Annotated in this window: 13 protein-coding genes; 6 read left to right on the top strand and 7 right to left on the bottom strand. The window is 44.8% G+C overall.

Going from position 1 to position 13293, the window contains the following annotated elements:
- Positions 1 to 176: 176 nt before the first annotated feature.
- On the top strand, positions 177 to 896 hold the full coding sequence (locus MIS45_RS01130) for an esterase/lipase family protein (RefSeq protein WP_249450733.1): 720 nt from the start codon (positions 177 to 179) through the stop codon (positions 894 to 896).
- Between the two features lie 44 nt (positions 897 to 940).
- Positions 941 to 1936, top strand: a complete 996-nt coding sequence (pdxA, locus tag MIS45_RS01125) for a 4-hydroxythreonine-4-phosphate dehydrogenase PdxA (RefSeq protein ID WP_249450732.1) — start codon at positions 941 to 943, stop codon at positions 1934 to 1936.
- A 181-nt stretch (positions 1937 to 2117) separates the two neighbouring features.
- On the opposite strand, the gene ispC is transcribed toward pdxA, so the two are convergent.
- On the bottom strand, positions 2118 to 3296 hold the full coding sequence (ispC, locus tag MIS45_RS01120) for a 1-deoxy-D-xylulose-5-phosphate reductoisomerase (protein WP_249450731.1): 1179 nt from the start codon (positions 3294 to 3296) through the stop codon (positions 2118 to 2120).
- Positions 3297 to 3553: 257 nt separating this feature from the next.
- The gene (locus tag MIS45_RS01115; RefSeq protein ID WP_430472152.1) at positions 3554 to 5179 is read right to left on the bottom strand and encodes a vWA domain-containing protein; all 1626 of its coding nucleotides are present in this window, start codon (positions 5177 to 5179) and stop codon (positions 3554 to 3556) included.
- A gap of 236 nt (positions 5180 to 5415) precedes the next feature.
- Here MIS45_RS01115 and MIS45_RS01110 point away from each other — a divergent pair, with 236 nt between their 5' ends.
- Genes MIS45_RS01110 through MIS45_RS01100 form a run of 3 tightly spaced genes read left to right on the top strand, consistent with a single transcriptional unit; the run spans position 5416 to position 8262 of the window.
- Positions 5416 to 6201 carry a sulfite exporter TauE/SafE family protein gene (locus MIS45_RS01110; RefSeq protein ID WP_430472127.1) on the top strand — a complete coding sequence of 262 codons (786 nt, stop codon included), beginning with the start codon at positions 5416 to 5418 and terminating at the stop codon, positions 6199 to 6201.
- A gap of 33 nt (positions 6202 to 6234) precedes the next feature.
- The gene (locus MIS45_RS01105; protein WP_249442831.1) at positions 6235 to 6756 is read left to right on the top strand and encodes a disulfide bond formation protein B; all 522 of its coding nucleotides are present in this window, start codon (positions 6235 to 6237) and stop codon (positions 6754 to 6756) included.
- Positions 6757 to 6813: 57 nt separating this feature from the next.
- Positions 6814 to 8262 carry an efflux transporter outer membrane subunit gene (locus MIS45_RS01100; protein WP_249450730.1) on the top strand — a complete coding sequence of 483 codons (1449 nt, stop codon included), beginning with the start codon at positions 6814 to 6816 and terminating at the stop codon, positions 8260 to 8262.
- Between the two features lie 254 nt (positions 8263 to 8516).
- Here MIS45_RS01100 and MIS45_RS01095 read toward each other — a convergent pair whose 3' ends face one another.
- The 3 genes from MIS45_RS01095 to aroQ form a co-directional block, all read right to left on the bottom strand.
- Entirely contained in the window at positions 8517 to 9107 is a 591-nt protein-coding gene (locus tag MIS45_RS01095) for an LOG family protein (protein ID WP_249451313.1), read from the bottom strand.
- Positions 9108 to 9420: 313 nt separating this feature from the next.
- Entirely contained in the window at positions 9421 to 10140 is a 720-nt protein-coding gene (pyrH, locus tag MIS45_RS01090) for a UMP kinase (RefSeq protein ID WP_488153796.1), read from the bottom strand.
- A gap of 81 nt (positions 10141 to 10221) precedes the next feature.
- A complete protein-coding gene (gene aroQ, locus MIS45_RS01085; RefSeq protein ID WP_249450729.1) occupies positions 10222 to 10665 on the bottom strand; it encodes a type II 3-dehydroquinate dehydratase in 444 nt (147 codons plus the stop codon).
- Positions 10666 to 10874: 209 nt separating this feature from the next.
- On the opposite strand from aroQ, the gene MIS45_RS01080 reads away from it, so the two are divergent.
- Positions 10875 to 11096 carry a hypothetical protein gene (locus MIS45_RS01080; RefSeq protein ID WP_249450728.1) on the top strand — a complete coding sequence of 74 codons (222 nt, stop codon included), beginning with the start codon at positions 10875 to 10877 and terminating at the stop codon, positions 11094 to 11096.
- A gap of 92 nt (positions 11097 to 11188) precedes the next feature.
- On the opposite strand, the gene MIS45_RS01075 is transcribed toward MIS45_RS01080, so the two are convergent.
- On the bottom strand, positions 11189 to 12142 hold the full coding sequence (locus MIS45_RS01075) for an L-lactate dehydrogenase (RefSeq protein ID WP_249442842.1): 954 nt from the start codon (positions 12140 to 12142) through the stop codon (positions 11189 to 11191).
- Between the two features lie 531 nt (positions 12143 to 12673).
- Entirely contained in the window at positions 12674 to 13132 is a 459-nt protein-coding gene (locus MIS45_RS01070) for an FKBP-type peptidyl-prolyl cis-trans isomerase (protein ID WP_249450727.1), read from the bottom strand.
- Positions 13133 to 13293: the final 161 nt, after the last annotated feature.

The raw sequence follows: 13293 nt of genomic DNA, 5'->3' as shown, positions 1-13293 counted from the left end.
TGTTCCCTCCCACGCTGGCGGGGGAGGGTTAAGGTGGGGGTGGCTCTTTAATTTTCAAAACAATAATTAAGTTGTTCCACAGATTCCCCCCACCCTAGCCCTCCCCCGTTTAAGACGGGGGAGGGGACAGATGGTTGGTCAAATTAAAAATTGTCGTATACTGAAAGGCAGCCTGAATGAGTATTGTAAAAGTTTCAGGCTGCCTTTTTATCAAAATAAACACACACATCATAATTCATTTATACTTCCCCCATCACATTCCCCTTTTTACCGCCATGAACAGCAAACAAGTCATTCTCCTACACGGACTCTACACTTCCCCGCTGATTATGAAACCGCTCGGCACACGCCTTGCCGCACACGGTTTTACACCACACTATTTTGCCTACACCACCACACACCAATCTTTACGCCAACACGCCCACGCGCTTGCTGATTTTGTGCGCCGCGAAAATTTATCGCCCTGCCATTTTGTCGCGCACAGTTTGGGCGGACTTTTGTTGCGCCATTTGGCAGACATTGCGCCCGAATTGATGCAAGCACGAGTGGTAACATTGGGTTCGCCACATCAAGGCAGCGCCGCAGCCAAACGCGTGCATCATATTCACGCTGGATTATTGGGCGATTCATGGCAAAACGCGCTGGACGGCGATTTACCACCGCAACCCTTTCCCGTTCCTTGCGGCAATATCGCAGGCAATTTGGGCACAGGATTAGGGCGATTATTGTTGGCACTACCCGAGCCAAATGATGGCACAGTTGCGCTGGCAGAAACACAATTACCCGAAAGTGTACAGCTTGTTGTGCCATGCGGACATACTGGCTTGTTATTTAGCGAAAAAGTCGCAAAACAAGTCGCTTATTTTCTGCAAAATGGTACATTTTTAAATGAATAGGCAGCCTGAAAAACATTTTCAGGCTGCCTTACCCGAGAACAATTATGCAAACCAATCAAAAAATATTAGCCATTACCGCAGGCGAACCCGCTGGCATTGGCGCAGACATCTGCCTAGATTTAGCCACCATGGATTTACCCTGTCGCATCGTGGTGCTGGGCGACCAATCTTTGCTGCAACAACGAGCGCAATTATTACAAAAATCGGTCAAAATCCGCGCATTTGATGCCACAAGGCAGCCTGAAAAAAACACATTGGACGTGTTGCATATTCCTTTGCGTGAAACCTGTGTCGTAGGGCAACTGAATCCACAAAATTCGCCTTATGTACTTGAATTATTGGATAAAGCAATGGCAGGTATCGCGTATGGCGAGTTTGCGGCAATGGTAACCGCGCCCATTCACAAAGGTGTGATAAACGATTATTTTGGCGAGCGTTTGTATTTTAGCGGGCATACGGAATATTTGGCGGCACAATCTGACACCAAACAAGTAGTTATGATGTTGGCAGGTGGCGGAATGCGCGTGGCGTTGCTGACGACCCATTTGCCTTTGCGCGATGTGGCTGATGCCATCACGCCCGAATTAATCAGCAGCGTGGCAAAAATTTTACATGATGATTTAAAAAAGAAATTTGGTATTCAGTCGCCCAAAATTTTGTTGGCAGGATTGAATCCGCACGCGGGAGAAAGCGGACATTTGGGACGTGAAGAATTGGAAATCATGCAACCAACGGCGACAAAATTGCGTGAACAAGGCATTCAGATTAGCGACCCTTTGCCAGCGGATACTTTGTTTCAGCCACATTATTTGCAACACGCCGATGCGATTTTGGCAGCGTATCACGACCAAGGTTTGCCTGTGTTGAAATATGCCAGTTTTGGCGGCGGCGTGAATATTACGCTGGGGCTGCCGTTTATCCGTACATCGGTGGACCATGGCACGGCGTTGGATTTGGCTGGCACAGGCAAAGCGCATTCAGGCAGCCTGAAAACGGCGGTGGAAATGGCATGGCAAATGGTGCAAGCGCAAAATAAGTAGCGTTTTTGTGAAAATGAATAAGGGAGCTGGTAACGCTGTATTATTTTAATTTTAAACCGAGTTGCCAGCTCCTTTATATGCTGATTTGTACACGGCAGTCGCTATCGTTTTGTCTGTGTTTACTTTAACCGACTATATAAGATTTGTTGGATTCAAAAAATCCGACTCATAATTTTGCGTTTTATAAAGATTTCAGGCTGCCTGCAAACTGTTCTGCTTCCGCCCGAATTTGTTTATCCAAAGCCAATAAATCATCAATACTGTTCAGGCTGCCTGAAACGTGTTTCGCCAAACTGTGTTCCACCACCCGAGCAATATCCGTAAACCGAATTTGCCCACGCAAAAACGCCGCCACCGCTACTTCATTTGCCGCATTCAACACGCATGGCGCAGAACCACCCGCATACATTGCGTCATACGCCAATTTCAAACAAGGATAACGCGCAAAATCAGGTTCTTGAAACGTCAACGCAGCAATTTTGCTGAAATCCAATGCGCCCACGCCCGAATCTATCCGTTCAGGCAGCCCCAAACAATAGGCAATCGGTGTACGCATATCAGGATTACCCATTTGAGCCAACACGCTGCCATCCGCGTAACGCACCATACTGTGAATAATGGATTGCGGATGAATCACCACTTCCAATTGTTCAGGTGGGCAGTTAAATAACCAATGCGCTTCAATCAATTCCAAGCCTTTGTTCATCATGGTAGATGAATCTACGGAAATTTTCTGTCCCATAGACCAATTTGGGTGTTTAATGGCTTGTGTGGGCGTGATATTGGGCAAATCCGCCAAATCTGTATGCAAAAACGAGCCACCACTCGCTGTCAAAATAATGGAATGAATGCCATGTTTTTTCAGGCTGCCTGAATAATTTTGGGGCAACACTTGGAAAATCGCATTGTGTTCGCTGTCAATGGGCAACACTTTTGCGCCGTGTTGTCGCGCCGTTTCCATAAACAAGCTGCCTGAAACCACCAGTGTTTCCTTGTTTGCCAAATAAATTGTTTTGCCCGATTGTGCCGCCGCCAACGCCGATGGTAAACCTGCCGCACCCACAATCGCACACATAACGCCTGTTACTTCGCTGGCAGTCGCCACGTCAATTAAGGCTTGTTCGCCAAACAAAATTTCGGTTTTCAGGCTGCCTAATAATGAGCGCAATGCTTGGGCGCGTTGTTCATCAGCAACCACCGCATAGCGTGGCTGAAACTGATGGCATTGCTCTGCCAATTTGTCCACTTGTGAATGTCCTGCCAATGCGAAAACCGAAAATTTGTCGGGGTGGCGTGAAATCACGTCCAAAGTGGAAACGCCAATGCTGCCTGTGCTGCCGAGTATGGTTAAAATTTGCATGATTTATGCCTGCGTTTATTTTTTCAATGTGCGAATTATACGCGTGCTAATATTTTCAGGCTGCCTTTTGTTATAGTCGCTTAAAATAAAAATAGGACAAGGCGACCACGCCCGCCGTGTACATCTAGTACATAAGGGTGTGGGCAACGCAGTAGTATTTTTAATTTTAAGCGACTATACAAAGGCAGCCTGAAAACAGGATAACAGTAGGTCAGATTTTTGAGTCTGACAAATTTTGTATCTCTAAAACCAATCATTTATTTCGCTTGGCTACTCAAACTTTGTGCTTTTTGCAGCAGAGAGATAAATTCTTCGCGCAGACCGTATGGGTCAGGTTTGGCGTTGTTTTGCGCCAATTTCAGCATATCTGCCCACGTCATATTGCCATTGTATTTGCCGCCTTGCAGTTGCTGACCGTAGGAAGCCACCGCCACCGCCCATTGCATATTATTGCTGGCGCGTGCCAAAGGTTTGCTGCCCACCGCAATCGGCTGTTCAATCAATAAACTATTGGGCGTATTCGGTTTTTTGTAACGCAATTTCACAAAACCGTATTCTTTCAGGCTACCTGAAACTTTGGGCGCATCTTGATAACGCGATTTATCCAACCAACCTTGTTTACCCGTTGGCACAATTTCATAAATGGCGGTTACGCTGTGTCCTGCGCCAATATCGCCCGCGTCCACTTTGTCGTTATTGAAATCTTCTTGTTTCAACATACGATTTTCATAGCCGACCAAACGGTATTCTTGCACGGTGGCAGGATTGAATTCCACTTGGATTTTCACATCTTGCGCGACCGTTGCCAGCGTGGACGATAATTGGCGTTGCAATACTTTTTGTGCTTCTTTGATATTGTCAATGTAGCTGTAATTGCCATCGCCCGTGTCTGCCAGTTGTTCCATCAAATGCTCATTGTAATTGCCTGTGCCGTAACCCAATGTCGTCAGCGATACGCCCGATTTGCGTTTTTCGGCAGCCAAATCTTTTAGCGCGTTAAAATCGGTGATGCCAACGTTAAAATCGCCATCGGTCGCCAGCAAAATGCGGTTGATGCCGTTTTTGATAAAGTGTTTTTGTGCTTCACGATACGCCATTTGAATGGCTTGTTCGCCGTGTGTCGCACCATTGGCTTGCAAACTATCTACCGCTGCAATGATTTTTTCTTTATCAGATGTAGCAGATAACAGTAATTTTTCGCCACTTGCATAAGTAATTAAAGTAACTTTATCTTGTGGACGCAATCGCTCGGTTAATAAATGCAGGGTTTGTTTGACGAGTGGTAATTTGTCTTCACTATTCATGCTGCCTGAAACGTCTACCAAGAAAACGAGATTGGCTGGTGGTAGTTGTTTGGTGGCGATGTCTTGTGCTTTGATGCCGATGCGAATCAGTTTGGCATCGGTTTTCCATGGCGAATCAGCCACTTCGGTATGCACGGCAAAGGGTTTGTTATCGCGTGGTTGTGCATCATCGTAGTCAAAATAATTAATCAATTCTTCTATGCGTACCGCATTAGTAGGCGGCAAACGATTGTCTTTGTTTAAGAAACGGCGCACATTGGCGTAGCTGCCTGTGTCCACATCTACGCTGAATGTGGAAATGGGCGATTGTGCGACTGCGTGAACAGGATTGGGGTCAATTTGACCATATTTTTCTGTATTTTCAGGCTGCATATTGAGCATAACAGGTCGTGTAAGCATAACTTGTGGTTGTGCAACCATTTTTGCTTCGTATACGACTTCTGCGTAAGATTCTGTTGGCATAGGGGCAGCAGATACTGTTCTTTCGTTTGCAGAAATAGATGGTGCAGATACTTGCCCACACGCCGCCAACATCGCAGCAATAACCGCTAAACCAATCCGTTTTTGTGTATGACGCATGATAATGCCCTTTGCAGGTGGTTGAGATAACACATTGTAGCAAAAGAAATAGGCAGCCTGAATGGATTTTGTAAAAGTTTCAATTATTCCAATTCATCTAATTCAGGCTGCTTTTTTGCATGATGTAATTAAATGGGTGCATAATCATATTTTTTATATTTCAGGCTGCATAAACTGGTCTCAAAAAATATGTTGTCGCATCATAATATTTATCATAGTCTACAAAAGGAGCCAATATAATCATGGATACAACGCTGATTTTACTCATATTGACTGGTTTTGCTGCAGGATTGATGGATGCGGCAGTAGGCGGTGGTGGATTATTGCAACTACCGTCTTTGTTTACTCTGCTGCCCAATGCAGCTCTACCAGCCATTTTAGGTACCAATAAATTTTCCTCCTGTATTGGCACAACAGTAGCAGCCAGCCAATACGCATGGCGTACACGGCGCACTTTGCCATGGAAAATGTTGAGTATTGCCGCATTATTGGCATTTATTGCATCGTTTCTAGGCGCAAAACTGGCAGCAAATGTGCCTGTACATTATATGAAACCAGTTATGCTTGTGATTATGGCTGCCATGTTTGTCTATACATTCAACAAAAAAGACTTTGGTCAGCATATTCGAGAAACCACTTTGTCTCGCAAAGAACACTATCTTGGTTTGTTCACTTGCACCGCGATTGGCTTTTATGATGGTATTTTTGGGCCAGGAACAGGCAGTTTGCTTGCATTTGCGTTTGTACGGATTTTCGCCTTTGATTTTTTACTCGCAACCGCATCTGCTAAAATCATCAATGTTGTAACCAATCTCGCCGCATTGAGTTTTTTTGTACCCAACGGACACATTATGTGGCATTGGGCGATTCCACTTGCTCTTGCCAATTTCGCAGGTGGATTTGTCGGGTCATACATTGCCATACGCGGTGGCACGAAATTTTTGCGAGTTGGATTTATGTGCTTACTCGTGATATTAATTGGTAAATTTGGTTGGGATACCTTGAAAGAATTAGGGATTTAATTTTTCAGGCTGCCTGATATAGAAAGGACAAATATGACTATCATCCAAAAATTACTCGCTTTGCCACATTATCGCTTAACCGTACTTGCCACGCTGATTATGGGGATTGGCGGCACGCTAGTTTCCCTGTTTTCGCAATATGTGCTGAAAATGAATCCATGCGTGATGTGTATTCAACAACGCATGGCGCTGGTGTTTATTGCGCTGATTTCGCTACTGTGTTTATGCTTGCCGTTGCGAAAATTGGGCGGGCGCACCCTTGCCGCGATTTTGTTGAGCGTGCCAACATTATTCGGTTTGTATATTGCCGTGAAACAAACATGGCTGCAAAGTTTGCCACCACTCCAACAACCCGATTGTGGCGCACCATGGACATTTCGTTTGCGTGGCGCACCCTTGTTTGATTTATACGAACCCTTGATTCGCGGCACAGGGCGTTGTGGCGAAATCCATTATTTATTTGGTATTTCCCTACCTGTGTGGAGTGCAATCACATTTAGCGTGATTACGCTGGTGATTTGGGGAATGTGGTGGCATACACGCAAAACAGTATAAAAGGCAGCCTGAAACATTGTTTTGTACAAATTTCTATTTAAATACAAGATAATCATCATGAAATTAACATTCCACACTTTTTCAGGCTGCCTATTACTTGCATTTGCCCTATCCGCGTGCCAATCCACAACGGTGGATACATCCAGCCAAATCAATTTGCCCGAAAGTTTTTCGCAAGCCGATGCCAATGCACAAGCAACTAATCTCGCCCAATGGTGGCAAAACTGGCACGACCCTGTGTTAAATCAACTGATTGAACGTGGCTTGCAAACCAGTCCCGATATTCAAATCGCACAAAGTCGTTTGGACGAAGCACGCGCCCAAGCCCGATTAGCCCAAGCCGATTTGGGCGCACAAGTGGGCTTAACAGGTAATATTGGCGCAACACGCGGCGCGGTGGACAATCCGCTCGCCAATACGCCACTTGCCGCCATGCCAATGACCGCGCCATTCACGCAAAATGATGTGGATATTAAAGGCAACAGCGCATTTGCAGGCATCAGTGCATCGTGGGAACCCGATATTTTTGGTGGCAAACGCAGCGACCGTGATGCCGCAACCGCAGCCGCGTTAAGCCAGCAACAACAATTTTATGGTGCACAAGTTTTGCTGTCGGGCGATATTGCCGAGCATTATTTCCACGCACGCGCCTTGCAAGCGCAACAAAAATCTACCGCACAAAGCATTGCTGCGCTGGAACGATTGGTGCAATACACGCAAGGACGTTTTCGGGCGGGACACGTTAGCGCGTATGAAGTGAATCAAGCGCAAAGCAATTTAACGGCGATGCGCGGTCAAGCCGCAACTTTGCACGCGCAATATGCACAACACGTTCGTGCGATTGCGGTGTTAATTGGCGATGTGCCACAAAGTTTCAGGCTGCCTGAAAGCTCTGTGAATGTATTGGCAAATCCAGCCGCCGCGCCGATTGCCGATGCGCCACAAGATGTCATCAATCGCCGTCCTGATTTGCGTGCGCGAGCGGCGGCGGTACAAGCGCGAGCGGCACAAGTTGCCAGCGCAAAAGCGGATTTGTTGCCACGTTTTTCCATTAATTTTTTGGGACAGGGTGGACGAATTGGGATTAGTGGCGATGACGCGCTCAAAGGCTGGGCGAGTTTATTGAGCGTGGGCATACAGGTTCCCTTGTTTACCAACGGGCGCATTCAAGCCAATATTGATGCGGCAGATGCGCGATTGAAAACCGCATTGTTGGAATACGATAAAAATTTGCTGCAAGCGCTGGCAGATGTGGACAACGCGTACCATATTCAGGCTGCCTTATCGCGCCAAAATGATTGGCTGACCCAAGCGCAACGTCAAACAGCCAAACAAGCCAGCGATGCACAACGATTATTCCAATACGGCAACAAAACATTGGACGATGCTTTACGCGCTCGCATCAGCGATGCCCAAGCGCAGGAACAATTAGTACAATCGCAACTGGCACGCGCGCAAGCCTTGGTAGGATTGTATAAAGCATTGGGTGGCGGTTGGACGGAATGAGTGCCTAAATACTAGGAGCTAATGCCAGCATAGCGGTGTCATTAGCCCCTTGTCTTATTTGTATAGTCGTTTAAAATATAGTGAATTCAATTTAAACCAGTACAGCGTTGCCAGCTCTCTTATGTACTGGGTGTACACGACAGTCACTATTGTCTTGTCTTAATTTCTATTTTAAACGACTATATTTTAACTGGCTGAAACCTTTGCAAGACCCTAAACTGTAGGTCGAATACTTGTATTCAACCTACGAGTTTTCAGGCTGCCTTCATGCTATTTTGTATCACGCGTACAATTTCATCTGCATCATCAATAATTTGCAATAAATTCATATCGCCACTGGCAATCAAATTACGCGCCACCAGTTGTTCTTCTATCCAATCTAGCAAACCTTGCCAAAATGTTCGTCCAACTAAAATCACAGGGCGCATCGGTAATTTTCCTGTTTGAATCAACACCAGCGTTTCAAATAATTCATCTAATGTGCCAAAACCACCAGCAAACACGATAAATGCGGCGGAATGTTGCACAAATGCGGTTTTTCTCGAAGTAAAATGTTGAAATTTAAGCGATAGATTTTGATAAGGATTGGGATGCTGCTCGTGTGGCAAAACAATATTCAAACCAACCGCTTGGCTTGCGCCTGCAAATGCACCCTTATTGGCGGCTTCCATAATGCCAGGCCCTCCGCCTGAAATAACAGCAAAACCTGCATCAGACAATTTTCGTGCCAGTTGTTCTGCTTGTTGATAATCAGAATGGTTGCTGGGAATGCGTGCGCTGCCATAAATGCTGACAGCTGGGTGTGTTTTTGGTAAAGCTACATCAGCAGCGAGCCATTCTTGCATGGCTTCGGTGGCCGGATGGTTTTTAGCGTGTTTGTGATGCGACATAATGTGCCTTTTTAGTGAATTATAGTTGTTTAAAATAATGTTGGATTACTAGCCCTCTTATGTACGATGTGTACACGGCGGTTATGGTTGCTTTGTCTTAATTTTTATTTAAACCAATTATAGTGAATTTACTAAACCAGTACAGCGTTGCCAGCTCCCTTATGTACTAGGTGTACACGGCGGTCGCTGTCGCCTTGTCCTGATTTAGTGAATCCACTATAAAAAGCAGCCTGAAAAAAGTTTCAGGCTGCCTTTTGTATGCATGATTTTAATTGCGTACCAAAGTACCTTCATCTTCGCCCAAAATCACGTTTTTCAATGCGCCTTTTTTGTGAATACTGAATACGACAATATTCAAATTACGTTCTTGGCACAAGGCAAACGCAGTGGTGTCCATCACTTTCAGTTTTTTCTGAATCGCTTCGTCAAAAGTAACTTGTTTATAGCGTGTGGCGGAAGGGTCTTTTTTCGGGTCAGCGGTGTACACGCCGTCCACATTGGTGGCTTTCATCATGATTTCGCAGCCCATTTCTGCGCCACGCAATGCCGCAGCCGTATCCGTTGTGAAAAATGGATTGCCCGTACCTGCTGCGAAAATCACGATTTTGCCTTCTTCCAAATATTGAATCGCTTTCGGGCGAGCGTAGGTTTCAGCGATTTGCTGCATAGACAATGCCGATTGCACACGCGCTTTTGCACCCAAACTTTCAAACGCATCTTTCAATGCCAAAGCATTCATCACAGTTGCCATCATGCCCATGTAATCGGCGGTGGCTCTGTCCATGCTGCCCGCTTGTGTAGATACGCCACGAAAAATATTGCCGCCGCCCACAACGATGCCAACTTGTACGCCCAAATCCACAATTTCTTTTACCTGCCCCACAATTTTCATAATGGTTTCGCGGTTGATGCCGAATGGGTCGTTACCCATCAGCGATTCGCCTGATAATTTCAACAACACGCGTTTGTATTTGGTTTGACTCATGATATTGCCTTTCTTGGAGAAGATGGATAAACGGCGCGAATTATACGCGCTTTCAGGCAGCCTGAAAAAAGAAATCATGCATTTTCAGGCTGCCTTTTGCTGAATATGGCGCATACAAAAACGCAATGCCGCTTCATAACCATAAGTTCCCAATCCCACAATCACACCCACTGCTTTGTCGGACAAATAGGAATGATGGCGGAACGATTCACGCGCATGAACATTGGAAATATGCACTTCTACAAATGGAATTGCCACGCCCGACAGCGCGTCCCGAATCGCCACGCTGGTGTGGGTGTACGCGCCTGCATTGATGATAATTGCATCGGTTTTGCCACGCGCTTCGTAGATTTTGTCCACAATCGCGCCTTCGTGATTGCTTTGAAAATGATGCAGCATCACGCCTGATTCTGCCGCAATGGTGTCCAATTTGGTACATACGTCAGATAAGGTTTCTGCGCCATAAATATGTGGTTCGCGCAAACCTAATAAATTGAGATTAGGTCCGTTGATGACTAAGATATTCATGTTTTTCCTTCATTTTATGATGATGTTTTCAGTCATACTTTTTATGCAATATGTATAGTAAATTCACTAAACCAGTACAGCGTTGCCAGCTCCCTTATGTATAGTCGCTTAAAATAAAAATAGGACAAGGCGACCACGCCCGCCGTGTACATCTAGTACATAAGGGCGTGGGCAACGCAGTAGTATTTTTAATTTTAAGCGACTATACTATGTGTACACGGCAGTCGTTGTCGCCTTGTCCTGATTTAGTGAATCCACTATATCAAACATATTTACACAATTTGTTCCCAAATGACCCTGCGATGGTCAATGACTTTATTCAAGAAATTCAAATGCTCACAAATGGAATGTTGTTGGAAGCTGCGTATGATGTATTAGGTATTTTGATTACGACTCAAAAACGTGATGAAATTTTAATGAAGTACAAATAACACCTTTTCTTGCCACACAATCCGTACATAATACCCTATATAGGCTTTCAGGCAGCCTTAACATTCAGGCTGCCTGAAAATCCCTTTGTAAATTACAAATAATCCGCGACTTTTTTCTGATATTCACGCAAGATATTAGCGGAATGCGTAAATTTAGCTTGCTCGTCTGCGTCCAAAGGTTTTGCAATCACACGCGCAATACCTGTACCGTTCAATACGGCTGGTGTGCCAATATACACATCATGCTCGCCATATTCGCCCTCCAACAATGCCGATACCGTCAAAACAACCTGTTGATTGCGCAAAATTGCCTGCGTAATGCCTGCCAAACCCATAGCGATGCCATAATAAGTTGCACCTTTGCCCTCAATAATAGAATAAGCTGCGCTGCGGACACTTTCATGGAATTCTGCCATACGCGCTTCGCCATCGCCCAATTTTTCTAATGCTTCTTTAAGCGGCACACCTGCAATGTTTGCTGTACTCCATGCTGCAATCACGCTATCGCCATGTTCGCCTATCATGTGTGCATCTACGCTGCATGGCGATACATCAAATGCTTTGCCCAAGCAATTACACAAACGCGCCGTATCCAAAATCGTGCCTGAACCAATCACGCGCTCTTTTGGCAAACCCGAAAAACGCCAAGTTGCATAGCTTAATACATCTACAGGATTGGTTGCTACCAAGAAAATGCCGTTAAAACCATTTTGCATCACTTGTGAAACCACATTTTTAAATACAGCTAAATTGCGGTCAATCAAATCCAAGCGTGTTTCGCCTTCTTTTTGTGCCACGCCCGCGCAAATACATACGATGTCGGCATCAGCACAATCGCTGTAATTTCCGTTTTTCACTTTCATGGGCGATGGTGCATACAATATGCCATGTCGCATATCACGCGCTTCGGCCTGAACTCTTTTTTCATTTAAATCAATAAGTACCAACTCATCACACAAAGCTTGGTTCAGTACCGCAAACGCGTAACTGATTCCCACCGCCCCTGTGCCGATGACGACAATTTTTTTACCTGATTGATTAGCCATTTTGAAGTTTCCTTGATTTATGTTAAAAAAGTGCGTATTTTAATAGAAAAAAAGATTTCAGGCTGCTTTTCTTATAAATTTAGAAAGCGGATTAAATTTTAGAACCTGCATTTACAAATTAGCATTCCTGCAAAATATAGTTATTTCAAATTAACACGAACAAAGCGACAATGTCTGTCGTGTACATCTAACGTGCATAAGGGCGTTGGTAATGCTGTACTATTTGTACTTGAAACAACTAATAAGAATAGGCAGCCTGAAACCTTTGCAAAATCCCCATCTTTGGCACATTTCTGCGCGATGCGTTTCTCAAACGCTTGCCTATCTATATGATATGTCTGCGGCGTTTTGCGATACTATCGCTTTGAACTGTGCTCAAATCTGGGGGTTTGCAAAGGTTTTAGCCTGAGAAATAGGTGGGATTCTGGTAGGCGACATTTTCTGACTTTTATTGGATACAAGTATCCAAATCTATATTAATTTCGCAGGAAATTTATATAGAAATTGTAGATTTTTTATCTCGAGTTTGTATTAAGGGAGAATATTTAATAATTCAATGCGATAAGTTATCGCCTTGGAACGCGCTTGCCCTTCCTCACGATAACCCAAATGGGCAGGAATGTACAATTCGTACACGCTACCTGCTGGCATCAACATCAAGCCCTCGCGCAATCCCTCAAACATGGCAGAAATAGGTAAAATTACGGGGACATTATTCAATGTGCCATCGTTAACTTGACCTGTGGTATCGTAGGAAACAAAACGCACTTCTACTTCATTGTGAGCACGAGGACGTTGTCCTGTTCCGCTTTTCAGTACTTTGTATGTTAGACCCGAAGAGGTGTATTGCAAGGGGATATGTTCTGCCGCAATGCGTGTGATAGGCAGAGAAATAGGTGGCAAAGTTGCATCAGTATGAGACTGAGCGTAAGCCGTGCTACTTAAAATTAGCCATGTCGAAGTTGTAAACCATAATAAAGAGTTTTTCATGATATTAAGTCCTTGTTAAATTAATACTATAGTGAATTTAAATAAGAAAGATGTAAGGCGACCACGCTCGCCGTGTACAAATAGTACATAAGGGCGTGAGTAACGAAGCAGATTTCTTATTTTAATTTACTATACATAGCGTTTCAGGCAGCCTGAAAAGT

Source organism: Wielerella bovis, from assembly GCF_022354465.1.
GTDB lineage: Bacteria > Pseudomonadota > Gammaproteobacteria > Burkholderiales > Neisseriaceae > Wielerella > Wielerella bovis.
Note: the sequence above shows the minus strand (reverse complement) of the source record. Positions and strands in the feature narration are given on the sequence as shown.